The following is a 24,153-nucleotide window of genomic DNA, read 5'->3' as shown; positions in this document are numbered from 1 at the left end:
ATTTCTGGCTCAGAGTGCGATAGTGAGATCAGATCAAGGGGACGGCACGTCGGGACGTAGCTAAGAGGCGGACCTCATGGACACGCCACCGCATCGCCTCGGGCTCGAACGGGTCGTCGAGGTCTACTCGGGTCACGACGACCTCGTCGGCGTGACCGGCTCCGGCTATGCGATCGGTGCCGATCTGGTGCTGACCTCCGGCCTGGTGGTGGCCCCCGGCCTGCCGTGCCAGGTACGCGCGGCCGATTCGGGCCACTGGGCCGAGGCCGAGCAGGTGTGGCGCGGACGCGGCGGGGCGGGCGCGGTGCTCCTGCGGGTCGCCGGAGCGCCCTGGGCCGGCGTCCCCGGCATCGAACACGTCCGCTGGGCCAGGGTGGCCGCCTCCTCCGGCGCGGCATCGGGCTTCAGGGTGCGCTGCGTGGCCAGAGGGTTCCCGTGGCTGGGGCGGCGGGCCGGGGTCCGGGATGCGGAGACCGTGACGGGCCTGGTCGACGCTCCCACCGGCGCGGTGTCGAAGGTCCTGGCGGTCAGCATGCTGAGCCCGGAGCCCGAGTCGCCGCCCGGCTTGCTCACGCGCGGCCTGGCGGGCGCCGTCCTGCTCGCCGAACCGGCCGGGCAGATCATCGGCGTGGTCACCGCCGCCTCGCCCGACACCGCGCCACCCGGGATCGGGCCGCATCACCTGGACGCGGTGCCCGCGACCGCCCTGCTGAGCGACGAACGGTTCTGCGAGCTGGCGGGCGTGGTGCCCGGCCGGCTGGAGACCGTGGCGGAGGACGACCCCTCGGTGATCCTCGCCGACCTCCTGACCCCCGCCCGCGAGAGGCTGCCCCAGGACTGCTCGGACTGGACGCTGCTGATGGCGCGGCACGCGGTGGTGCCGTTCCTGGGAAGGGACGAGCAGCTGGCGGACCTGCGGGCCTGGGCCGCCGAACCGGCCGCCCTGTCGATCGCGGTGCTGACCGGCCGGAGCGGCACGGGCAAGACGAGGCTGGCGGGCGAGCTCTGCGTGGAGCTGGCCGAGGCCGGATGGGACACCGGATTCCTGCCGCTGGACTCCGCCGCCGGCCCGCTGACCAGCCGCACCCTGGAGGCGTTACGCCCGACCCTGCTCGTGGTGGACCATCCTGACCCGTCCCCTCCCCTCGTGGGCGAGCTGGTACGGCGCCTGGCCAAGCACGGGCGCAACCCTCGCGTACGGCTCCTGCTGCTGGCCCGCGAGCTCGGCGAGGCGGACTGGTGGCGGCGGCTCGACACGGCGTCCGGCGGCTGGCTGAGACGGCTCACCTCCACGACGGTCCAGCTCAACGCCCACCCGCTCACCCTGGCGGAGCGCACGGACCACGCGCTCGCCGCCATGAAGGCGTTCGCCCCCAGCCGGGCCGCGCTGCCCGCCCCGCCGCGCCTCGACGAGCCGGAGTACGGCCTCCCGCTCCACGTCCACCTGGCGGCCCTGCTCCGGCTGTGCGACGACGAGCGCCCCGCACCCTCCCGCGACGGCGAACCGCCCGCGCACGCCCGCGACACCGACGTACGCCCGCAGCCGATGCGGCCGCACGGCGGCGGCCTGCTCCACCGGTTCCTGGCGCGGGAGAGCGACCAGTGGGCGCGGGTCTGGCCCGCCGAGCACGAACGCGTGGACGACGTGACGGCGCGCCAGGCCGTGGCGGTGCTCACGCTCACGGCGCCGACGCCGGCCGAGCTGCCGGGCCTGCTGACCGCCGTACCCGGGCTGCGGGGCGGGACCGGCCTCCACGGGCACACCACGAACGCGGCCCGCTGGCTGGGCGCCGTCTTCCCGAGCGGCGAGCTGGGCCCGGATCTGGTGGCCGAGGAGCTCCTGGCCGAGACGGAGGGCCTGGACGAGCTCGTACTCGCCCTCCACGATCACGAGGGCCGCACGGTCCACCACCTCGTCCACCTGCTGCACGTCCTGCGCCTGTCCGCCGACCGGGCACGGGTCGGGTCGGCGCTGCGCTCCCTGGTCGAGGCCAGGATCGGCGCGATGGTCACCGAGGCCGCCGCGAACCCCGCCACCCGGCTCGGGGACCTGCTCAACACCGCGCTCACGCTGTTCCCCGCCGACCGTGACCTCGCCGAGGCCGCGTCCGGCCTGCTGGAGAGCGGGCGGGGCGCGGCGCTGGGACTGCGGGCGTTGCACGTCACCCTCGGCGAGCTGGCCGTACGGCACCGCCGGGCGAGCGGCGACCGGATCGCGCTGGCCGAGGGGTTGTCCTGGCTGTCCGGGCGGCTCGTGGCCGTCGGGCGGGCCGGCGAGGCGGTCGTGGCGGCGGCGGAGGCCGTCGAGATCTACGCGGCCGCTCCCCCGTACGAGGCGGCGGCCGGGCGGGCGGAGGCGCTGTTCAGCCTGGGGGCGTGCCTGCTGCTGGCAGGCGAGGCCGGTTCGGCGCTCAAGCCCGCGCAGGAGGCGGCGGCCAGGTTCCGCATCCTGGCCGAGGAGGACCCGGGGTACGCGGCGGAGGCGGCGCGGGCACACCACAATGTCGCGTGCGCGCTGCTGGAGCTCGGGCGGCTGGACGAGGCCGTGGCGGCGTTCGAGGCGGCGGGCGGCGACCCCGGCGCTGCGGCCCACCTGGCGGCCCTCGCCTCCGCAACCCCGCGCCCACCCGCCATCCCCCAACCGGCGCCGCCCGTCACCTCATGGCCCGGCCCCGCCCCGACCACACAGCCAGGCCTGCGCCCCGAACCGCCCCAACCGGGTGTGCGCCACCAGCCACCCCTTCCGCCGCAACCGGGAGGCGGCTTCCAACCGGGCGACACGCCACCGCTGAGGTTGCAGGCCGCCCCGTCTGTCACATCACCTCACGGCGCACTCCCCGCCCCGACCACCGCGCCACCCCACGGCGCCCTCCCCCTCCCGCCCGTCGCACCACCTCACGGCGCCCTCCCCCTCCCGCCCGTCGCACCACCTCACGGCGCCCTCCCCCTCCCGCCCGTCGCACCACCTCACGGCGCGTTCGCCGCCCCAACCGTCGCACCGCCTCACGGCGTGCTCTCCGTCCCCACCGTGGCGCCCCCGCCCGGTACTGCGGTGCCGGTGCCCGGTACGGCGGTGCCGGTGCCTGGGCCGCTGGTGCCGTTCGAGGAGGCGGATGGCGGCGCGTTGCCCGAGCTGGCCGCCTGCCTCACCGCCGCCGCCACCGCGGCCGTCAAGGGCGTGGCCCCCACGAACAGCGACCTGGCCCACCACCTCCACCTCCTGGCCGCCTGGCTCGAAGGGCAGGGCAGGCCGGCCGACGCGGTCGTCCCCGCCTCGGAGGCCGTTGTACGGCTGCGCGGCCTCGCCGCCCAGGAGCCCGGCCTGCGGTCCATGCTCGCCGACGCCGCCGGGCTGCTGGCCGGGCTCCATGCCCGGCTGGACGACCTGGACGCCGCCGCGCGGTCCGCCGCCGAAGCCGTACGCAACCTGCGCGCCCTGGTCGCCCTGGAGCCCGACGAGTACTGTCACGCCCTGACCGGGCAGCTGCTGGAGCTGGGCGAGCTGCTGCTGGTCGACGACCGGCCCGAGGCGGCGCTGGGGCCGTTGCAGGAGGCCATGAGCGTGGCGGCCGGCCGCCGCCCGGCCACGGAGGCGCGGGCCAGGCGGCTGCTCGGCCTCTGCCTGGACGAGCTCGGGCGGCGCGCCGACGGCCCGGCGCAGCTGGAGCTCGCCGCCGAGCTGTACGACCGGCTGAGCCCCGAGGACCTGACGACCGAGGACGGCTCCCCCGCGCAGCACGCGTCCGAGGCGCGAGCACGGGCGCGGCGGCCGGCGCCGGAGACGGGCCGCATAGGTCTCCGGCCATGGCTGCCGGAGGCGACGGCCGAACGTGCGGGCGCGCTGCCGGAGCCGGCGGCTGGCCGCGCGGGCAGGCTGCCGTGGTTGTTGGAGCTGGTTACCTCGCGGCCGGAGGAGGCCGTGGTCAGCGCGGAGCGGCGGCTGGTGGAGTGCCGGCAGGCCGCCGAGGCGGGCGGCACGCCGGAGATCCATGCCTACATCTCCGCGCAGGCCGTGCTCGCCCGGGCCTGGACGGACGCGGGGCGGGCCAGGGATGGGCTCGTGCTCGCGACGCAGGCCGCCGAGCTGCTGCGCCGCCACCCCGTACCGGACGCACCGCAGCGCGAGCCCGGGCCGGAGCGGCCGCACGCGATCGCCGTGGGGATGGTGGCGGCGGCGCTCGGCAGGGCGCTCGTGGGGCTGGGGCGGGTCGAGGAGGCCAGGCCGCACCTGCGCACCGCCATCGAGTCCTACGAGCCGATGGCCGAGACGAGCGTCGTGTTCCGTACGGAGCTGGCCGAGCTGCTGATCCTGGAGACGGCCGCGCTGTCCCGGGCCGGCGCGGAGGCGGCTGCGCTGTCCCGGGCCGGTGCGGAGGCGGCTGCGCTGTCCCGGGCCGGTGCGGAGGCGGCTGTCGATCGGCTGGTTGAGCTGTACGACGGGCTCGTGTCGGAAGGGCTCGCGGCCGCGTCCGCCCTCGCCGGGGCGCTGTGCATGCAGGGCGGCGTCCGGTTCGCCGGGCAGGACGTCGAAGGCGCGCTCCGATCGACCACCCGGGCTCTCGACCTCCTGCCGTCGGCGGACGCGGCGGGCGACCGGCTGATCACCGCCGCCTGCCTGGAGCTCGCCGGCCTGTGCCTGGCCGAGCTGCACGAAACCGGTGCGGCCGGGCCGAAGCTGGCTCAGGGCATCGAGCTGATGGCCGACCCACCGCCGGAGCTGGGCGGCGTGCACCTGCGGGCCCTCGCGCGGCTGGCCAGGATGCGGGTCGAGGAGGAAGGACCGGCCGCGGGCATCCCTCTCTACCGCCGGATGCTCGACACGCGGCCGCTTCCCGGGACGGATGTGCTCCGAACGCTCATCGAGGAGATCTCCGGCTTCCCGGGCGACCCGTCCGAGCTGCTTGCGTCGCTCGCGTCGTTCACGGACGCGCTGGAGCGGGAGGTGCCGCTGAGCAGCCGTGACGGTGCCGAGGTGCACGACCGGTACGGGCGCTGCCTGACGCGGCTCGGCGCAGCGGGGAGGGAAGGCACAGCGAAGGAGGACACGGCGCGGGAAGTCGCGGGGTGGGAAGGCGCCGCGCAGGAAGGCACTGCGCCGGAAGACGCCGGGCAGGAAGTCGCAGCGCGGGAAGACGCGGCGGTGCTGGGTGCGGAGCTGGGTGCGGAGCTGGTTGTTCGGGTCTACCGAGGGCTGGCTGCCCTTTCCGGCGAGCACCGCGGACGGCTCGGCCTGGCGCTGGCCGGGCTCGCCCGGCATGGCCAGGCCGAGCCCGCCGTTCTGGAGCAGGCCGTCTATCTCCTGGCCGGGGAGCCGGGCGGCGTGCTGGCGGACGTCCTCAACCGCTACGCCGTCGTCCTGCTCGAACAGGGCCGCCCCGTGGAGGCGCTGGCGCACTGCGAGCGGGCCGCCGACCTCTGCGACGAGCTGGACGACCCGGCCGTGGCCGCCGTCACGTACACCCGGCTCGGCGCCGCCCTGGCCATGCTCGAACGTCCCCAGGCCGCCCTGGAGGCGGTCACCTGGTCCCTGGCCGAGCTGGACCGGGCCCCGGAAGCCGGGCCGGAGCTGCGTCGCGTGCGGGCTCAGGCGATCCAGGTGCGCGGGCAGGCGCTGCGGGCGTCCGGCAGGCAGCAGGAGGCGCTGGCCGACCTCATGGAGGCGTTGCGGCTCTACACGGACCTGTCGGTGCAGCGGGAGGCGGCCGAGACTGCTGCGGTGATCGCCGACGATCTGCTGGCCGCCGGGCGGCCGGAGGAGGCCGCCGAGTACGCCGGGATCGCCGCCGCCGGACAGCCACCGGGCACGCTCAAGCACGCCCTGGCCACCCAGCGGCTCGTCCGCTGCCACATGATGCGCGGCGAGCTCGCCGAGGCGAACGCGCTCGTCGAGGAGCTGATCCCGTGGGCCAGGCGGTCGCCGGACGAACTCACGTACCGGGCCGTGCTCGCCGACTCCCTGGCGCAGAGCTCCGAGCTGCTGCCCCTGCTCGGGCTGGACGAGGGGACCGAGGCCGAGGCCAGGGCCAGGGAGGCCATCGGCATCTACGACGAGCTGCTGACCACCGGCATGAACGCGCAGGCGCTGCACACCAGCCGGGCGGGCGCCTGCCTCACGCTGGCCTCCGCGCTCAGGATGCGGGACCTGGCCGCCGAGGCGATCCAGCCGCTGCGGGAGGCGGTGGCGGCGCTGGAGCGGTTCGGGTCGGGGAGCGCCGTGGAGCAGCGCGTCGGCCAGGGGAATCCGGCGCAGCGCGAGCTGCTGTCCAGGGCGATGCTCATGCTGGGCGACGCACTCATGGAGGCGGGCCGGGCGCTGGAGGCGGGGCTCGTCTTCCACCGCGCCACGCAGGTGACCCGGGACGAGCTGTCCCGGGCCGTGGCGCACGCCCGGCTCGGCCTGTGCCAGCAGGAGCTGGGCAGGGACGACGCCGCCGACGCGGCGCTGCGGGTCTCCGCGGGGCTGCTGCGGGACCTTACGGCCCACGACGGCGTCGCCGACCTGCTCCGCGACGTGCTGCGGGGCAGGCTGAAGCTGCTGGAGAAGGCGGGCAGGCGCGACGAGACGGCGGCGATCGAAGCGGAGCTGCAGCAGCTCTAAGACGATCGAGGCGATCGAGGCGAAGCTGCGGCAGCTCTAGGGCGATCGAAGTGGAGCTGCGGCGGCTCTAGGAGGAGCTGCGGGCGTCGCTTGCCTGGACCGTCTCGCGGGCCCACCGGTAGTCGGCCTTGCCCGCCGGTGAGCGCACCATCTGCTCCACGAACGCGTACGTACGAGGCACCTTGTACCCCGACAGCAGCGTCCTGCAGTGCGCGTCCAGCTCCTCGCCCGTGACCTCCACGCCCGGCCGCGGCTCCACCACGGCCGCGACCCTGCTCCCCCACCGCTGGTCCGGCACCCCGGTCACCACCGCGTCGAACACCGACGGATGCCCCTTGAGCACCGCCTCGACCTCCTCGGGGAACACCTTCTCCCCGCCGGTGTTGATGCACTGCGAGCCGCGGCCGAACACGTTCACGGTCCCGTCGGTGTCCACGGTCGCCAGGTCGCCGGTCAGCAGCCAGCGGGTGCCCTCCGCGTCGGTGACGAACGTGCGGGCCGTCTTGTCGGGGTCGTTGTAGTAGCCGAACGCCACCCGCCCGGCCCTGGCCACGGTCCCGAGCTGGCCGGAGCCGGGCTCGACGGGCCGGTGCCGCTCGTCGAGGACGGCCAGCTTGAGCGTGGAGTTCGGCTGGTAGCGCAGGCCCTTCTCCGGCGAGGATCCGGCCACGCCGGAGGCGGTGAAGCCGGACTCGGTGGAGCCGAAGTTGTCCAGGATCCCGATGTTCGGCAGTGCCTTCTGGAGCCGGTCGCGTACCGCGCCCGACAGGATCGCCCCGGTCGAGCTGATCACGAACAGCGACGAGACGTCGTAACGCCCCTTCTCCAGCGCCTCGGCCAGGGGCCTGGCCATGGCGTCGCCGGTGATGTTCATGGTGACCACGCGCTCGCGCTCGACCGCCCGCCACACGTCCTCGGCGTCGAACTTGCGCACGTACACCATGGTCGCGCCCATCCACCAGGCGATGAACGTGGCCATCTGCGCGGCCCCGTGCATCAGCGGCGCCGCGGCCATCATGACCAGCGGGCCGGCCTTGACGGCCTCGTCGATCACCTCGCGCGGGGTGGCGCGCGGCTCGCCGTACGGGTTGCCGCCGCCGAAGGCCATGAACAGGTCCTCGACGCGCCACATCGCGCCCTTGGGCATGCCCGTGGTGCCGCCGGTGTAGATGATGTAGACGTCGTTGCCCGAGCGCGCCGGGAAGCCGCGTTCCGGCCGGCCGCGCTCCAGCGCGGTCTCGTACGGCACCGCCGCGCCGATCGCCGACGGCCCGCCCACCGAGATCAGGTGCTCCAGCAGCGGCGCCCGGTCCGCCACGGCGGCCACCCGCGCGTCGAACTCCACGTCGTAGACCAGCGCCCGCAGGTCGGCGTCGCGGTAGAGGTAGAGCAGCTCGGACTCGACATAGCGGTAGTTGACGTTGATCGGCACGGCCCGGATCTTCAGCGCGGCCAGCAGGCCGGCCACGTACTCGATGCCGTTGTAGAGGTGGAGGCCGACGTGCTGGCCGGGCTGGATGCCCAGGTCCATGAGGTAGTGGGCGAGCCGGTTCGCCTCGGCGTCCAGCTCGGCGTAGGTGCGCCGGTCCGCGCCGCACACGACGGCGGTCCTGTCCCCGATCGCGTCCGCGAGCCCTTCGAACAGGTCAGCGTGGTTGAACTCCATCAGGGTCTCTCCCGTCCGACGATCCACATCGCGAAGAACTGGGCTCCCCCGCCATAGGCGTGGCCGAGCGCCGTGCGGGCGCCGTCCACCTGGTGCTCGCCCGCCATCCCGCGCACCTGCAGCGCGGCCTCGGCGAACCTGATCAGTCCCGACGCCCCGATCGGGTTGCTCGACAGCACCCCGCCCGAGGCGTTCCACGGGGTGTCGCCGTCGAGCGCCGTCGCGCCCGACTCGGTGAGCTTCCATCCCTCCCCGTCCGCCGCGAACCCCAGGTTCTCCAGCCACATCGGCTCGTACCAGGAGAACGGCACGTACGTCTCGGCCACGTCGATCTGCCGTCGCGGGTCGGTGATGCCGGCCTGGCGGTAGACGTCGGCCGCGCAGTCCTTGCCCGCCTGCGGGCTGACCGTGTCGCGCCCGGCGCGGAAGATCGGCTCGGAGCGCATGGCGGTGCCGTGCACCCAGGCCGGGGTGCCGGTGACCTTCGACTCGGACGACAGCACCATCGCGCAGGCGCCGTCGCTGGACGGGCAGGTCTCCAGGTAGCGGATCGGCTCCCACAACATCGGCGTGGACTCGACCATCTTCTGGTCGATGCCGGGGATCTTGAGGTGCGCGTACGGGTTCTTGAGCGCGTTGAGCCGGTCCTTGACCGCCACGAGTGTCCCGATGTGATCGGGTGCGCCCGATCTGCGCATGTACTCGCGGATGTGCGGCGCGAAGTAGCCGCCCGCCCCCACGACCAGCGACGCGTTGAACGGCAGGTGCGTGGACAGCGCCCAGGTGGCGTTCGACTCCGACTGCTTCTCGAACGCCACCACGAGCACCCGGTCGTGCACGCCGCCCTGGATGAGGCTGGCGCCGACCAGCGCCGTGGAGCCGCCCACGCTGCCCGCCGTGTGCACCCGCATCATCGGCTTGCCCGCCGCGCCGAGGGCGTCCGCCAGGTACGACTCCGGCATCATCACGCCCTCGAACAGGTCCGGCGCCTTGCCGATGACCACGGCGTCGATGTCCTTGAACGACAGCCCGGCGTCCTGCAGCGCCCGCAGCGCCGCCTCGCGCACCAGCCCGGCGATCGACACGTCCCTGCGCTTGGTCGTGTAGTGCGTCTGCCCGACGCCGATGACCGCACAGCGGTTGCCCATGTCACGCCTCCAATACGGTGACGAGGTTGTGCTGCAGGCAGGGCCCGCCCGCGGCGTGTCCGACGGTGCGGCTCGCGTCGCCGTCGAGGATGCGCCGCGCGGCCTCGCCGATGCGGATGAGGCCCGTGGCCATGACGGGGTTGGCGGCCAGCGGGCCGCCGGACGGGTTGATCACGGTCTCGCCGGGCAGCTCCAGCGCGCGGCGCAGGATGATCTCCTCGTGCGGGAACTGGGCGTGCAGCTCGGCCACTTCGACGGGCCCCTTGCCGACCCCCGCCGCCCGGGCGGCGTCGGCCGCGGAGGCCGAGATGGACAGATCGCGCATGCCCAGGTAGTGGGGCTCGATGCGGTGGGCGATGCCCCTGATGTAGGCGGGGTTCGGGCACAGCTCCCCGGCCAGGTCGCCGGCCGCGAGCACGATGGCCGCCGCGCCGTCCGTGATGGGCGGCACGTCCGTCTTCTTGAGCGGTTGCACCGCGAAGTCCTCGCCGTCCGGATCGGGCAGATCGAGCGCGTACGGGTTGGCCCGCCCGTCCGCCCGGCTCCTGCGGACGATCTCGTCGAGCTCCTTGCGGTCCGCGCCGACCGCGCCGGCCTGGAGCGCGGCGTAGGAGAGCAGGTCGAGGCCGAGCGGCGCCAGATAGTACGGGTCGAGCTGGATCGTCATGATCGTGTTCAGGTCGCCGAGCGACGACTTGCCGAACCCGTAGACCAGGGCCGAGTCGATGTCGCCGTGCTGGAGCCGGACCCACGCCTCGTACAGGGCCCAGGCGCCGTCCATCTCCACGTGGCTCTCCGAGATGGGCGGCCAGGCGCCCAGCGCGTCGAGGGCCGACACGAACGAGAACGGGGCACCCGCGAGGTAGTCGCAGCTACCGGAGCAGGTGAAGCCGAACCTCTTGAGCCCGGTGCGCTCCTTGACCTCGTCGATCACGGGCAGGATCAGCTCGGGCTCGGTCTGCCCGGCGTCGTGGTCGGTGTGCCGGGTCTGGGCGAACGCGACGATCGCGACATCTCTCATGACAGCTCCACGTCGGGCTCGCCGGTGGGGGCGAACCAGCGGATGTTCGACATTGACGCCGTACGCTCGCTCTCCGGCACCCAGACCGCCTTGACCCGCATGCCCTGGCGCACCTCGTGAGCGGGTACGTCCCCGATGAGCGCGATCATGGGGATGTCGGCGTTGTCGAGCAGGATGTACGCCGACACGAACGGCACCTGCGGGGCCCGGGGATCGGGCAGGTTGTTGATGGCGAACGTGGTGATCGTGCCGGTGTCGGGCAGTTCGAGCGTCTCCGCGATGCCGCTTCCGCATTCGGGGCAGGACGCCCGGTAGGGCACGTACACCTTGTCGCAGCTCTCGCACCGCCCGCCGAGGAAGACGCCGCGCCGGATGCCCTCCAGGAAGACGCGGAGCGCGCCGCCCGCCTGCAGGCGGTATTCGGCGCGCACGCTGGAGACGATCTTCGTGACCTCGGGAGCGAAATGGGAGATGTCGCGGATGTGGCCGGTGGGCCTTTCGCTCCAGACCGGCCAGACGCGCGCTCCCACGGCCAGCGCCTTGGCGTTGCCCGCGTCCACGGCGTGGAGCAGCGCGGTGTCGGCGCCGTCCAGCTTGATCAGTGCCCAGGCGAAGGGGCGGTCGAGCGGGTGGCCTTCGAGCGGCTCGTCCACCCACGCCCAGGTGGTGACCGTGCCGGCCGGGCCGACCTCGACGTACTCGGCGGTGACCGGCTCGCCGGTCGCGGGGTCGTACTCCAGGGGCGGCACGAGCACCTTGCCCTCGTTCGTCCGCACCCCGACGATGCGCCGGCCGCGCAACTCGCTCAGGAACCGGCCGATCACGGGGCCTGTCGTTCTCGTGTAGCCGCCCGGGAACTCCAGGACGTGCTGGGCGACCAGCGGATCAGATGGCACGGTCTCGTCCCTCCCAGTACGGGGCGCGGAGCTTGCGTTTGAGCAGCTTGCCGTTGGGCTCTCGGGGCATCTCGGCGATGAAGTCGACGCTCTTGGGCCACTTCATCCTGGACAGGCGGCCCTCCAGCGAGGCCAGCAGCTCGCGGGCCAGCTCGGGGCCGGGTTCGACGCCCGGCGCGGGCTCGACCACGGCCTTGATCTGCTCGCCCCACTCCTCGTCCGGGATGCCGAACACGGCCACGTCCGCCACCTTCGGGTGGATCATGAGCTCGTTCTCGATCTCGGCCGGGTAGATGTTCGCCCCGCCGGAGATGATCATGTCGGCCTTGCGGTCGCAGAGGTAGAGGAAACCGTCCTCGTCCAGGTATCCGATGTCCCCGACGGTGAAGTACTCCTTGAGCCGGTTCGCGGCGGTCTTGGCGGGGTCGCCCTTGTACTCGAACGGGACGCCCATCATCTTCATGTAGATCGTCCCGGCGGTGCCGGTCGGCACGGGCTCGCCCTGGTCGTCCGCGATCAGCAGCTCGCTGATGGGCCAGGCCTTGCCGACCGTGCCCGGGTGCGCCTTCCAGTCCTCGGGCGTGGCCAGGGTGCCGCCGCCCTCGGTGGCCGCGTAGTACTCGTACACGCAGTCGCCCCACCACTCGAGCATCGCCCACTTGACCGGGACCGGACAGGGGGCGGCGGCGTGGATCATCCACCTGAGCGAGGACAGGTCGTACCTGGTCCGGGTCTCCTCCGGCAGCGCGAGCAGCCGCTTGAAGTGGGTCGGGACGAGGTGGGAGTTCGTGACGCCGTGGCGCTCGCAGAGCCGGAGCATCTCCTCGGCGTCCCACTTGTCCATGTAGACGAGCGTGTGTCCCATGTGCAGCGCGGTGCCCCCGAACTGGGTCACCGCGGTGTGGTAGTTCGGGGAGGTGATCAGGTGGGCGTTGGGGCGGCCCGGGGTGATGCCGAACAGTCCGAGCAGGAACGTCATGAGCTCTGCGGAGTCGTCCGGATCGAGGCCGTTCAGCCGGCGCCTGACGCCTTTGGGCTTGCCGGTCGTGCCCGAGGTGTAGTGCATGGTGGCGCCCGCGGTGCGGTCCTCGGGCGCGGTGTCCGGCTGCCCGTCGGTCAGCTCGCTCGCCCGGCGGAAGCCGTCGGTCTCGTCCTCTCCGAGGAGGAAGCGGCGGTGCGGCTCGATGGCCTCGGCCGCCCTGGCGCCCTCCTTGAGGTAGCGGGGGTGCACGAAGAACGCCTTGGCCTCGCTGTCGGAGACGATGTACGCGATCTCGGGGCCGGTCAGATGCCAGTTGACCGGGGTGTAGTACCAGCCGGCCTGCATGGCGGCGAGATACAGCACGAGCCCGTCCGCGCCGTTCGGCACCAGGCCGCAGATGCCGTCGCCGGGCTGGAGCCCGAGCCCGCGTAAGCCGTGGACGAGGCGGTTGGCCCGGGCGAGCAGATCGCCCGCTCGATGCTCCGTGCCGTCGGGGTCCACCGCCGCGATCCACTCGGGATCCGCCTGCGCGAGCCTCCAGAAACCGAGCGTGCCCATCCGCACTCCTTCTCATGGCTTCACTCCGTGAAGCGGGCTCGGTCGCCCTCGATGCCGTCGCCTTCCCCCGCTCTGGTCGCTCCGCTCCCGCCGCTCCTCCAGACGACGGCGCTCCCTCGCGGCCCGAGCAAAACAGGAACCTGTTCTCGTTTGCTGCTGGGAGCGTATCCTGGGGCCGAAGTTCGTAGCAAGCGCTTGATTAGACACTTCGGAGGCGTACGTGGAGCTCCTGCCGATCAGCACTCCCCACTGCCGGATCGAACGAGACGGCCATGTCCTGATCGTCACCATGAACCGGCCGGAGGCGCGCAACGCGCTCTCCTCGGACATGCTGATCGGCCTGGCCTCGGCATGGGCGTACGCGTCGGCCGAGGCCGGGATCAGGGTGGCGATCCTGACGGGCGCGGAGGGCACGTTCTGCGCCGGGGCCGACCTCAAGGCCATGGGCCAGCCGTCCACGGACCCGGAGGTCCAGGCCAGGGCCGCGCAGATCCCCAACTTCCACTGGAAGGGCCTGCTCAGGGAGGACCTGCCCACCAAGCCGATCATCAGCGCGGTCGAGGGCTACGCGGTGGCGGGCGGCACGGAGCTGCTGGTGGGGACGGACCTGCGGGTGGTAGCGGAGTCGGCCACGCTGGGACTGTTCGAGGCCAAGCGCGCGCTCTTCCCCATGGGCGGCAGCGCCGTACGCCTGCCCCGGCAGATCCCGTACTGCCACGCCATGGACCTGCTCCTGACCGGCCGCCCGGTCACGGCGGCGGAGGCGCTGTCCATGGGGCTGGTCAACCGCGTGGTGCCCGACGGCCAGGCGCTGGCCTCGGCCCGGGAGCTGGCCGAGGACGTCGCCGCCTCGGGGCCGCTCTCCGTGCAGGCGATCCTGCGTACGTACCGGGACACCCTGGGCATGCCGGAGCCGGAGGCGCTGAAGGTGTCGGACGAGATCGGCTGGCCGGTGATCGGGTCGGAGGACGCCAAGGAAGGCACCCGGGCCTTCCGCGAGAAGCGCCCCCCGACCTACCACGCCCGCTAGTCCCCGGTGAGGCGCTCCAGGCGTTCGAGCGCCTCGCCGTACTCCTCCACCAGGGCGAACATGACGTCCTTGGTCGAGCGGACCTGGTTGGTGATGCCGATGACCTGGCCGGCCGGGAAGGTGGCCAGGTCCGACACGTCGGAGCGGCCGATGCGCCGCAGGGCGTCCGACACCAGCATGAACTGCAGGGGCATCGGCAGCGTGCCGGGCGACTCCTCCGACTCCCACGCCTCCGTCCAGGCGTTCTTGAGCAGCCGCGCGGGCTTGCCGGTCCAGCTGCGCGAGCGGACCGTGTCGCGGGAGGTGGCCTCCAGGATCCGGCGCTTGGCCATCTCGGGGGTGTCGGCCTCCTCGACCGTGAGCCAGAGCGAGCCGGTCCAGACGCCCTCGGCGCCCAGCGCCATCCCCGCCGCCATCTGGCGGCCGTTGCCGATGCCGCCGGCGGCCAGGACGGGCACGTCCACCGCGTCCACCACCTGCGGGATCAGCACCATGGTGGAGATCTCGCCGGTGTGACCGCCGGCCTCGGTGCCCTGGGCGACCACGACGTCCACGCCGACCTCCACCTGCTTGAGCGCGTGCCGGGGCGTGGAGGCCAGGGCGGCGACCTTGACCCCGTGCGCGTGGGCGAGGTCCACCACGTCGGCGGGCGGCGGGCCGAGCGCGTTGGCCAGCAGCGCGATGGGGTGCCGCAGGGCCGTCTCGACCTGGGGACGCGCGGTGGCATCCGTCCAGCCGAGCAGCACCTTGCCGGGGTCGGCGTCCGACGACAGCGGCGGGACCCCGTGCTTGGCCAGGAGGTTCTCGACGAACCCCCGGTGGCCGTCGGGGATCATCGCCTGCAGGCGGCCCACCAGTTCCTCGGGCGCGAAGTCGGCGCCCTCGTAGGAGGCGGGCATGACGACGTCCACGCCGTACGGCTTGCCGTCCACGTGGTCGTCGATCCACTTGAGCTCGGTCTCGAGCTCCTCGGGTGTGAAGTAGAGCGCGCCGAGCACACCCATGCCGCCGGCGCGGCTCACGGCCGCGACCACGTCTCGGCAGTGGCTGAAGGCGAAGATCGGGAGCTCGATTCCGAACATGTCCGTGACACGTGTCCGCATGAGCCGACGATAAGCCGCGGATCCAGCGAACTGCAACGCGTTCTACCCTAGAACCTTTGCTCTAGTCACCAGTTCAGCCCGGCTGCTCGCGCACGCCGGGCCGAACTGCAACCTGTTCCACGCCGTTACGCGTCGACCGGCTCCTTGACGACGGGGCGCGGCTCGCGGCGGCGGGCGAACGCCAGCGCGACCGCGAACGCGAGCAGCCCCGCCGCCAGCAACGTGATGGGGATCGTGGTCTTCACCAGGGTGATCTGGTTCTTGGCGTCCCTGGCCGTGGCCACCAGGTTGGAGACGGTCTTCGGGGTGAACGAGGCGGTGGCGACCAGGGCCTTGGCCCGCTCGACCCCGTCCTGGCTCTTGAGCGTCTCGTTCCTGCTCACTTCCTGCTTGACCGGCGCGCCGCTGGTGGGCTCGACCCACAAGGTGTCCACGCCCTCGTACCAGCGGTCGACCTGGACGTCACCGGTCCCGGTCATGCCCATCATCGAGGCGGGGGCGCTCAGCGTCGCGATCTTGGTCGGCGGCACCTTCAGCTGGAACTTGTAGACGGGCAGCCCGTCCACGGTGTCCTCGCCGACGAACGTCGCGTCGAAGGCGTGCTTGGCCGTCTGGTTGAAGTACTTGTAGGTCTTCTTCTCCACGCCGAAGGGGAACAGGTAGATCTGCCCCTCCAGGGTCACGGGCTCCTTGTTGACGCTCACCCCGCAGCAGTTGATGCCCACTCCGGTGTGCCGGTCGAAGGCGCTGCGCCGCTCGGAGATGTTGATCTGCGGCTTGTTGTTGGTGACGTCGTCCACCACGGTGAACTCGTCCCAGACGACGCGCGAGTCGGTGGCCTGCGAGACGTCGCCGCGGGTGGTGACCAGCATCCTGAGGTTCGCGGTCAGCACCTTGCCGTCGGCGACGGAGAAGTACTGGGCCGATGGGGCCTCGAGTTCGACGGTGCTGTACTGGCCCGCGGGCGCGGAGATGATCCTGTCCGCCGCCCAGAATCTGACCATTCCCGCGAGGACCACCAGAAACGCACCAACGGCGACGAGAACGAGTACAGGTGTGCGCTGCATTCAAGATCCTCCTGGCGTCGAAGGTGCGAGAACCGGTTACATACTCAGCGCACCGCCCCCCGACATCAAGTCGCGCGTGTGATGTACGTAACATGATCGTTACTGGAAAGTAGCATCTGGCGAGACGTCTTCACAGCCACATCGGGGTAACAAATCGGAACATGTTCTACGGACGGCAACGTTCCGCCGGTTACCCGACTCTCTCTTGACGTCATCCGCCGATTGCCGGTACCCAGGCATCGGAACGCGTTCTATTCTGGGTGTCTTCTCGACGGGACGGAGTCGCGGGCATGCGTGCCGATCTGGCCAGGTCCATCCGGCTGTTCCGCGCGTTCAGGACAGAGCAGGCCAAGCCGGACGCCTACTACACCACCCTCGCCGCCGACACCGCCGCCCAGCTCCTGGACCGCGTGTCCCTGGCCGGCGCCACCGTGCTCGACGTGGGCGGCGGCCCCGGGTACTTCGCCGACGCCTTCAGGCGGGCCGGCGCCCGGTGCGTGTGCGTGGACGTCGACGCCGGAGAGCTGACCGGCCAGGGCGCGCCGGGCACCGGCGTGCTGGGCAGCGCCCTGGAGCTGCCGCTCGCCGACGGGTCGGTCGACGTGTGCTTCTCGTCCAACGTGCTGGAGCACGTTCCGGACCCGTGGCGGATGGCGGACGAGATGGCCCGGGTCACCCGCGAGGGCGGGCTGATCTTCCTCGCGTACACGAACTGGCTCTCCCCGTGGGGCGGGCACGAGACCTCGCCCTGGCACTATCTGGGCGGCGAGCGCGCCGCCCGCCGCTACGCGCGGGTACACGGCAGGCAGCCCAAGAACCGCTACGGGCGCTCGCTCTTCCCCGTCTCCGTCGCGCACGGCCTGCGCTGGGCGAGGTCCGCGCGGGACGTCGAGCTCGTCGACGCCTTCCCGCGCTACCTGCCGTGGTGGTGCCGTCCGCTGGTCAAGGTCCCCGTCGTCCGGGAGTTCGTCACGTGGAACCTCGTCCTGGTACTCAGGAAACTCGGGTGACCGCCGCCGCGGAAGGCCCCGCCACCGGGCGGGACGCCGCGCTCGACGGCATCCGCGCCCTGGCCGCGCTCGGCGTCTGGGTCCTGCACGTGGGCGGCAACACCGGGATGATCTACCAGGAGGGCATGTTCGCCTGGATGACGTCCCGGCTCGGCATCGCCGTGCCGATCTTCTTCCTGCTGTCCGGGCTGCTGCTCTACCGGCCGTGGGCCCGTGCGGTGCTGGAGGACGCGCCGTCGCCGCGGGTGGGCCGCTACCTGTGGCGGCGGGCGATGCGCGTGCTGCCCGCCTACTGGCTGGTCACGGCGGTGGCGCTCTGGGCCTGGGGGCAGCTCGACTGGACAGGCTGGCTCAAGTGGCTGTTCCTGCTGCAGAACTACTTCGAGCAGGGGCGGGCGCCCGACGGGCTCTACCAGATGTGGACGATGCCCATCGAGATGGCCTTCTACCTGGTCCTGCCGGGGCTCGCCTGGCTCCTGCACCGGTGGGCGCGCGGCGGCAACCGGCCCCTGCGGCTGCTCGGCGGCATCGCGGTGCTCCCGGTGATCTCGCTGGCCGGCGTGGTCGTCTCGCACGTGCTCGACCAGCCGGAGCTGGCGCTGTGGCTGCCGAACCACCTGATCTTCTTCGCCGCCGGCATGGCGATGGCCGTGCTGTCGGTGTGGATCAAGCGGCGCGAGGTGGTGGACGCGCTGGCGCCGCAGCTCCTGGTGCTGGCGCTGCTGGCGTTCGCGGTGCTGAGCACGGAACTGGCCGGGCCGCGCACCCTCACCCTGCCCAGCCTGTCGCAGTCGCTGTGGCGGATGGTCCTGGAGACGTCGGTGGCGGTGCTGCTGGTGGCCCCGTTCGCGCTGGCCTCCCGGCGCGACACGCTGCCGCACCGGCTGCTGGGCAACCCCGTGGCAGCCTATCTGGGGCGCATCTCGTACAGCTTCTTCCTGTGGCACGCGCCGGTGATCACGCTCTTCTACAAGATCACCGGCAAGCGGGTGTTCAGCGGCGACTTCGTGGGCGTGGCGGTGCCCACGCTCGTCGGCTCGCTGCTGGTGAGCGCCGTGAGCTACCACCTCGTCGAGGAGAACGCGCTGCGGCTCAGCCGCCGGTGGCGGTCAGCACCTCCTGCTCGGCCGGAACCTCAGGCTCCGGTGTCGGCTCCGGCGCCGTGACGAGCTGGCCGAACAGCGACCCCATCGCCGCGCACGACAGGAGCTGCGGCACCTGGTCGAGCAGCGGATCGACGTCGACGCCCCGGTTGCGCAGGAACACCCCGGCGGCCAGCGCCAGCGTCGCCGCGCCGGACAGGCCGGCCGCCACCCAGTGCGTGTGCGGCCGGCGTACGCGCAGCCAGAGGGTGGCCACGACGGCGGCCAGCGCCAGGAGCATGCCGGGCCAGTTCGCCACCCAGCCGCCGAACGCCAGGCCCAGCACCACGACGTAGGGCACGCGCCAGCGCGACAGCCGCGACTCGGCCGCGGCGGCGGTCTCCTTGACGTGCTCGGGGCGGGGGCCGTGCAGCACCAGGGAGAGGAGCGCGAGCAGCGCGATCCCGGCCAGGCCCAGCCCGAGCGCGAGCCGGTAGGGCTGATCGGGCTCGTACGTCAGCCGCACCGTCCCCGCGGTGCCCGCGGGCAGCTGCCAGCCCTGCTTCCACCCGTCGATCCGGATCGGGCGCAGCTGCCGGCCGTCCAGCTCCGCCCGCCAGCCGGCGTTGAAGTTCTCGTTGACCACGAGGAAGGAGTCCTCCGGCGCGCTCACCCGTACCTCGCGCTCGACGGAGGACCAGGCGCCGCGGGCGGCGGAGCTCTCCACGGCCTTGCGGCGGGCCGGGAACGCGCCGATCGCGAGGTTCTCCACGGCGAACGGCTCCCAGCCGGCCGCCCGCACCCGGTTGTCCCCCGCCCGCAGGGTGACCCGGCCGCACGCGGTGATCTGCACGGGCCGCCCCTCCAGCAGGTCGGCGTAGACGCCGGTGACCCTGGTCCGCACGGCCGCGCCGTTCACCTGGAGGGTCGGGCCCAGCCCGCAGGCCAGCCGGAACTGCGGCCCGGCCGGCCGGCTCGCCGGGCTGACGCCGGGGATCACCAGCTCGGTGACCTGGAGCCGGCGCGAGGCCGGGTAGAAGCGCAGCTTCAGCCGCGTCGTGGTGAGGGGTTTGAACCGCAGCGTCCCGGCGGCGTCCACCCGGCCGCCGCGGACCTCGCCCTTGGCGCCGGTCACGACCACGTCGAGCGCCTGCCGGTCGCCGCCGGGGCGGGCGACCTGGATCTGGGAGACGGTCCGCTTGCCCTTCCAGCCCAGCGTGAGCGTCGGCGCGGCGTCCTCCGGCGAGGGCACCCACGTGGTGGCGGAGTCGGCGTCGAACGCCGACCTCGGCGCGATCACCGCGTCCTTGCTCATCGCCGATGACCCGGTCACCGTGGTCAGGTCGCCGCTCAGCCGGGTGAACCGGTCGACGAGCGCCACGTCCCGCAGCACCGCCGAGCCCCGCAGGGTGGTCTTCCGGCCGGACTCCGAGGTGAACGTCCGGTCGAACCCGGCGCCCTCCTCCCCCGACCTGACCAGCAGCGGGTTGCACACCCAGCGGGCCCAGTTGCGCATGCAGCGCGGCCGCTCGTCCAGCCCGCGGTCCATGACGAAGACGTCCCCGTCCCGGCCCGGCATCCTGATGCTGCGGCCGGGCAGGACCCCCGGGATCGCGATCTCGGTGATGCCGACCCGCTGCACGAAGCTCCACTCCGCGTTGTACGTGCCCAGCACCCTGATCCGCACCCAGCTCGTCGGCCCGGCGGGGACGCCGAGCGTCTGGGCGTCGTTGGTCCTGGCGACGTCCTGCACCAGCCGGCCGTTCTCGGTCTCCACGGCCACCTTGCGGACCGACTGGCTGATCAGCAGGTTGTTGGTGAAGGTCACCCGCAGCCGGGGGATCTCCCGGGACTGGCGCAGGTCGATCCGGAGCCATTCGTTCTCCGGCCGCTTCCAGCCGCCGCTCTCCCAGCCGGTGTCCAGGTCGCCGTCCAGCGCGGCCCAGGGGCCGCGGCCGGGGGTGCTGAGGCCGGGCACGGCGTCCGCGTCGGCGACCGAGGAGGAGGCCGTGACGTCGGCGATGCCGTCGTACTCGGCGGTGGCCGTCTCCTCCAGCCAGCCGTCCTCCAGCAGGTCGAGCTCCTTGACGCCGGTGAAGTCGTCGCGCCGGTCGGCGGTCAGGGTGGGCGACCAGTTGGACCTGATCTCGCCGAACTGCCGCTCGCGCAGCCGCAGCCCGTCGCTGACCACGGTGGGCAGGCCGGAGTCGGCCCCGTCGCCGTTCACCAGCGCCGGGCCGTCGCCGAGCAGGCCGAGGTCGCCCATCGTCAGCAGCGAGTCGGGGCCGCCGCGCACCTCCAGCGCGTCCGCGGCGGGCTCCACGGTGACCATGTCGGTGCTCTCCGACACCTCGTACAGCTCCAGCGCCGGGAAGGGCCAGTCCACCGAGTCGATGGCGTCGTCGGTGGCGGTATCGCCCACCTCGCCGCCGAACGAGGTGACCCTGGTGATGCCGGGCGACTCGCGCAGCGCCTCGTAGACGCGTGACGGCCAGGCTCCCTGCAGGTTGGCCCGCATCAGGTCGTTCCTGACGAGCAGGTAGTGCACGCCCATCCTGCGCAGCACCTCGGTCAGCCCCGCCGAGCCGTGGCCCGCGGTGAGCCGCTGGTCGATGACGTCGAGCAGCCTGGTCATGCCCACGGAGCCGGCCGCCGTGACCTGCCGGGCGGTCCAGCGGACGGCGGACAGCGGCTGCAGGGGGTCGTCCATGGGCCGGCCCCACAGGTACTCGCCGAACTTGGCGCCGGGCACGACGAGCACCCCGTCGTCGCCGGCGTTCTGGTTGAGCCACGTCGCGGCCTGCCGCCAGTAGAGCGGCACCTCCTTGAAGTCGCCGGGCGGGGCCAGGCCCTGGTTGAAGACCGGCAGCACCAGCGCGGCGAGCGCCGCCACGGCCACCGACCTGATTGGCAGCCGCGCCCGGGCCGTCACGTGGGCCAGCAGGTGGGCCAGGCCGAGCGCCAGCGGCAGCCGGACCAGGGGATCGAACTTGCGCAGGTTGCGCAGCGGCGCGAGCGGCCCGTCGAGCAGCCAGCGCACGGGCTCGGCGACGACCGGCTCCAGCGCGCTCATGTGCCCGGCGACCAGCGCCGCCGTACCGATCAGGAACAGGGTGACGACGAACCCCTTGGCGGGCAGGTCACGCCGGGCCAGCCCGCCCAGGCCGAGCGCGGCGAGCAGGCCCGTGACCACGACCATGGCGGCCGAGGTGGCGATCTCGTACCCGGGCGGCTGCGTGGCGACGCCGTTGACGGTCAGGTAGCGCACCCAGTCGGAGGCGCCGCGCAGCACGTTCGTCAGGGAGGTGACCTGCGTGGTGGTGGAGGCGGTCTCGGTGTACGGCAGGAAGGAGAACGCGTAGCGGCCCACCAGGAGCAGCGGCAGCCACCAGAACAGCGTGGCCACCGACACGGTGCCGGTCCACCAGGCCAGCAGCCGCCAGCGGGGCACCGGGCGCGGCCGGGTGAGGATGTAGACGACGGGGGCGACCAGCACGGCCAGCACCGCCACCGCGTTCACGCCGCCGCACAGCGCCACGGCCAGCCCGGACCGGATCGCGCCGCGGGCGCGCTGGCCCGTCTCCGCGGCGGTGAGCAGCGGGATGAGGATCCACGGCAGCATCGCCGCGGGCAGCCACTCGATCGAGATCTCGCCGAGGATCGACAGCGTGCGCGGCGCCAGCGCGTACGCCAGGGCCGCGGCGATCGCGGTGCCGGGCCCGCCGATGCCGAGCTGCCTGGCCAGCCGCTCCACGCCGAGGAAGGCCAGGCAGAGCAGCGCCGTCAGCCAGAGCCGCTGGATCACCCAGGCGTCCAGCCCGGCCAGCTCGCCGAGCGCGAAGAACGGCCCCATCGGGAACACGTAGCCGGCGGCCTGGTTCTGGAGCTGCCCGAAGTGCTGCAGGTCCCACAGGTGGGCGACGCGCTGCAGCCAGCCGATCGGGTTGAGCGCGAGGTCGAGCTTGGTGTCGGAGATGATGCTGCCGGGCTTGGTGGTGAACGCCAGCACGGCGAAGCCGAGGCAGCAGATCGCCAGCCAGAGCCGATGCCTGGCCCGCTCGGTCACCATTCCTCCCACTCAAGAACGGCAGGTGCGGCGGGGGCGTCGGGGGGACGGCGGATGAGGGCGGAGAGCCGCGCGGCGCTGCGGTCCCAGGAGAACTGAGCCGCCCATTCCCGACATTTCACGCTATAGGTGTCGGGGGCCGCCGTAAGCTCGTCGATGGCCGCAGTGAGGCCCTTGGCCAGGTCCCCGCCCTCGGGCAGCAGCCAGCCGGTCTCGCCGGGCCGCACCGCGTCGCGCAGCCCGTCCACGTCGTACGCCACCGTCGGCACCCCCAACGCGGCCGCCTCCAGCACGCACAGCCCCCACCCCTCGCCCTGCGAGGTGTTGACCTGCAGCCAGGCGGCGGAGACCAGCCGCTCCTTGTCCTCCTCGGTCAGGTAGCCGTGCAGGACGACGCCCTCGGGCGCCGCGGCGCGCAGCCGCGCCTCCTCCGGCCCCCTGCCGACGACGTCCACGACCAGGTCCGGCCAGCGCTTCCTGAGCTCGGGCACGGCCTCCAGCAGCAGCTCCACCCGCTTGTGCGCGACGAGCCTGCCGACGCACACCAGCCGCGGCCGCCGGCTCGGCGCGGCGCTCGCGCGCGGCGCGCGCAGCCGGCCGGGCACCCCGTTCGGGACGAGGTGGATGGGCCCGCGCCAGCCGAGCCGCTCCCGCATGGCACGCACGGTGGACGGCGAGACGGCCACGCACTCGCGCCCCCGGTACGCCCACCGCGACACCGGCCCCTCCAGGAAGCGGCCGAGCGCGGCCAGCCACCACGCCAGGTGCACGTCGAACTGCCGGTCGTGCACGTGGTGCACCACGCACAACACCCTGGTGCGCCGCGACACGACCAGCGGCGTGAAGAACGGGATGCCGTTCTGGCAGTCGAGGACGACGTCGAAGCGGTTGCGCCGGACCAGCATCCAGAGCAGCACCAGGGGGTAGACGGTGAACGACCCGCCCATGCGGACCAGCCGCACCCCTTCGACGCTCTCCGCACGGGCCTGCCCGGGGGCGCGGGCCGTGACGAACCACACCCGGTCCCCGCCGGCCGCGAAGCGCCGGGCCAGCTCCCAGGCGTAGACCTCGGCGCCCCCCGCGGCGGGATGCCACGGGTCGCGCCAGTTGACGATGGCGATGTTCACGGATATCCGAGGGAGTCCAGCGGCTGCTTCACCCTGACCGCGCCGCGCGACTCCGCGCGCAGCTGCGCCCAGATCCGGCAGAGCTCCAGCACGATGCCCAGGCTGTGCCGGGCCGGGGAGAACCGCGAGCCGGGCATGTCATGCCATGTCACCGGGATCTCCAGGACCGAGGCGCCGTCCGCGACGCAGCGCGCGAGCAGCTCGACGTCGAAGGCGAAGCCGTCGGTCCGCAGCCGGGCCGCCATCTCGCGGGCGAGCAGCCCGTCGAAGAACTTGAACCCGCACTGGGTGTCGCTCACCCCGGGCACGAGCACTCTGGCCAGCGCGCGGAATCCGAACGCGCCCAGCTCGCGGATCGGGCTGTGCCGGTGCTCCACCTCGGCCAGGGGATGCGCGCGCGAGCCGATGACGATGCGCTCGCCGGAGAGCAGCAGCCCGAAGGCGCGCTCGACGGCCCGCAGGTCGGTGGCCATGTCGGCGTCACAGAAGCCCACGAACGGCGCGGTGGTCTCCAGCAGGCCGGCGCGCACCGCCGCGCCCTTGCCGGGCGTGGGGCACTGCGCGAGGTGTACCGGCACCGGCTCCTGCGGCCAGGTTCTCACGATCTCCGCGGTGCGGTCGGTGCTGGCGTTGTCCACGACGATGACAGCTGTCGGGAACGGAAGGCGGGCAAGCTTCGCGCACAGCTGCAGGAGCCCCCCAGGAAGTCGCCGTTCCTCGTTGTACGCGGGAACGATGATCTCAAGCAGTGTCGGTCGGCTCGTCCTCTCGTTCCCTCGACGGGAGGGCGGCATGGCAC

At 72.9% G+C, this 24,153-nt stretch carries 14 protein-coding genes; 4 read left to right on the top strand and 10 right to left on the bottom strand.

All coding sequences use genetic code 11. The features are described from left to right. Positions 1-76: 76 nt before the first annotated feature. Positions 77-6,598 carry a tetratricopeptide repeat protein gene (locus HD596_RS21190; protein ID WP_185071078.1) on the top strand — a complete coding sequence of 2,174 codons (6,522 nt, stop codon included), beginning with the start codon at positions 77-79 and terminating at the stop codon, positions 6,596-6,598. 67 nt (positions 6,599-6,665) lie between these two features. Here the strand turns inward: HD596_RS21190 and HD596_RS21185 are convergent, their stop codons facing one another. From HD596_RS21185 to HD596_RS21165, 5 genes are read right to left on the bottom strand one after another with little or no spacing between them, the layout of a single operon-like run. Further along, positions 6,666-8,264 (bottom strand): acyl-CoA synthetase, encoded by a 1,599-nt coding sequence (locus tag HD596_RS21185; protein ID WP_185071077.1) that lies wholly within the window; start codon positions 8,262-8,264, stop codon positions 6,666-6,668. After that, the gene (locus HD596_RS21180) at positions 8,264-9,412 is read right to left on the bottom strand and encodes a thiolase family protein (protein WP_185071076.1); all 1,149 of its coding nucleotides are present in this window, start codon (positions 9,410-9,412) and stop codon (positions 8,264-8,266) included. The genes HD596_RS21185 and HD596_RS21180 overlap by 1 nt, the downstream gene beginning before the upstream one ends. Before the next feature lies 1 nt (position 9,413). Next, a complete protein-coding gene (locus tag HD596_RS21175) occupies positions 9,414-10,433 on the bottom strand; it encodes a thiolase family protein (RefSeq protein WP_185071075.1) in 1,020 nt (339 codons plus the stop codon). Then, complete coding sequence (locus HD596_RS21170; RefSeq protein ID WP_313044632.1) at positions 10,430-11,329, bottom strand: Zn-ribbon domain-containing OB-fold protein; 900 nt, start codon at positions 11,327-11,329, stop codon at positions 10,430-10,432. The genes HD596_RS21175 and HD596_RS21170 overlap by 4 nt, the downstream gene beginning before the upstream one ends. Further along, positions 11,319-12,869, bottom strand: coding sequence for an acyl-CoA synthetase (locus HD596_RS21165; RefSeq protein ID WP_185071074.1), 1,551 nt, complete (start codon positions 12,867-12,869; stop codon positions 11,319-11,321). The genes HD596_RS21170 and HD596_RS21165 overlap by 11 nt, the downstream gene beginning before the upstream one ends. 220 nt (positions 12,870-13,089) lie before the next feature. Between HD596_RS21165 and HD596_RS21160 the strand changes: the two genes are divergently transcribed. Next, positions 13,090-13,899, top strand: coding sequence for a crotonase/enoyl-CoA hydratase family protein (locus HD596_RS21160; protein WP_185071073.1), 810 nt, complete (start codon positions 13,090-13,092; stop codon positions 13,897-13,899). Here HD596_RS21160 and HD596_RS21155 read toward each other — a convergent pair. Next, positions 13,896-15,002, bottom strand: coding sequence for an NAD(P)H-dependent flavin oxidoreductase (locus HD596_RS21155; protein WP_185071072.1), 1,107 nt, complete (start codon positions 15,000-15,002; stop codon positions 13,896-13,898). The genes HD596_RS21160 and HD596_RS21155 overlap by 4 nt on opposite strands. Positions 15,003-15,127: 125 nt before the next feature. Further along, entirely contained in the window at positions 15,128-16,069 is a 942-nt protein-coding gene (gene pgfA, locus HD596_RS21150) for a cell envelope lipid trafficking protein PgfA (RefSeq protein ID WP_185071071.1), read from the bottom strand. A gap of 290 nt (positions 16,070-16,359) precedes the next feature. Between pgfA and HD596_RS21145 the strand changes: the two genes are divergently transcribed. Together HD596_RS21145 and HD596_RS21140 are read left to right on the top strand one after the other, a co-directional pair. Further along, the gene (locus HD596_RS21145) at positions 16,360-17,079 is read left to right on the top strand and encodes a class I SAM-dependent methyltransferase (protein WP_185071070.1); all 720 of its coding nucleotides are present in this window, start codon (positions 16,360-16,362) and stop codon (positions 17,077-17,079) included. Continuing rightward, positions 17,076-18,245, top strand: a complete 1,170-nt coding sequence (locus HD596_RS21140; protein WP_185071069.1) for an acyltransferase family protein — start codon at positions 17,076-17,078, stop codon at positions 18,243-18,245. Before HD596_RS21145 ends, HD596_RS21140 begins: the two co-directional genes overlap by 4 nt. Here HD596_RS21140 and HD596_RS21135 read toward each other — a convergent pair. Genes HD596_RS21135 through HD596_RS21125 form a run of 3 tightly spaced genes read right to left on the bottom strand, consistent with a single transcriptional unit; the run spans position 18,172 to position 24,148 of the window. Then, positions 18,172-22,230, bottom strand: coding sequence for an alpha-(1->3)-arabinofuranosyltransferase domain-containing protein (locus HD596_RS21135; protein WP_246556477.1), 4,059 nt, complete (start codon positions 22,228-22,230; stop codon positions 18,172-18,174). The genes HD596_RS21140 and HD596_RS21135 overlap by 74 nt on opposite strands. Continuing rightward, on the bottom strand, positions 22,224-23,354 hold the full coding sequence (locus HD596_RS21130; RefSeq protein WP_185071067.1) for a glycosyltransferase family 4 protein: 1,131 nt from the start codon (positions 23,352-23,354) through the stop codon (positions 22,224-22,226). The genes HD596_RS21135 and HD596_RS21130 overlap by 7 nt, the downstream gene beginning before the upstream one ends. After that, positions 23,351-24,148, bottom strand: a complete 798-nt coding sequence (locus HD596_RS21125) for a glycosyltransferase (protein WP_185071066.1) — start codon at positions 24,146-24,148, stop codon at positions 23,351-23,353. The genes HD596_RS21130 and HD596_RS21125 overlap by 4 nt, the downstream gene beginning before the upstream one ends. Between the last annotated feature and the right edge of the window lie 5 nt (positions 24,149-24,153).

Origin of the sequence: Nonomuraea jabiensis (assembly GCF_014204795.1) — a bacterium.
GTDB lineage: Bacteria > Actinomycetota > Actinomycetes > Streptosporangiales > Streptosporangiaceae > Nonomuraea > Nonomuraea jabiensis.
This window is presented reverse-complemented; position numbering and strand designations above follow the sequence as displayed.

Bases quoted from the DNA above. Each gene is read 5' to 3' on its own strand.
- HD596_RS21190 (WP_185071078.1), top strand. From the start codon at position 77: ATGGACACGCCACCGCATCGCCTCGGGCTCGAACGGGTCGTCGAGGTC.
- HD596_RS21185 (WP_185071077.1), bottom strand. From the start codon at position 8,264: ATGGAGTTCAACCACGCTGACCTGTTCGAAGGGCTCGCGGACGCGATC.
- HD596_RS21180 (WP_185071076.1), bottom strand. From the start codon at position 9,412: ATGGGCAACCGCTGTGCGGTCATCGGCGTCGGGCAGACGCACTACACG.
- HD596_RS21175 (WP_185071075.1), bottom strand. From the start codon at position 10,433: ATGAGAGATGTCGCGATCGTCGCGTTCGCCCAGACCCGGCACACCGAC.
- HD596_RS21165 (WP_185071074.1), bottom strand. From the start codon at position 12,869: ATGGGCACGCTCGGTTTCTGGAGGCTCGCGCAGGCGGATCCCGAGTGG.
- HD596_RS21155 (WP_185071072.1), bottom strand. From the start codon at position 15,002: ATGCGGACACGTGTCACGGACATGTTCGGAATCGAGCTCCCGATCTTC.
- pgfA (WP_185071071.1), bottom strand. From the start codon at position 16,069: ATGCAGCGCACACCTGTACTCGTTCTCGTCGCCGTTGGTGCGTTTCTG.
- HD596_RS21145 (WP_185071070.1), top strand. From the start codon at position 16,360: ATGCGTGCCGATCTGGCCAGGTCCATCCGGCTGTTCCGCGCGTTCAGG.
- HD596_RS21135 (WP_246556477.1), bottom strand. From the start codon at position 22,230: ATGGTGACCGAGCGGGCCAGGCATCGGCTCTGGCTGGCGATCTGCTGC.
- HD596_RS21125 (WP_185071066.1), bottom strand. From the start codon at position 24,148: ATGCCGCCCTCCCGTCGAGGGAACGAGAGGACGAGCCGACCGACACTG.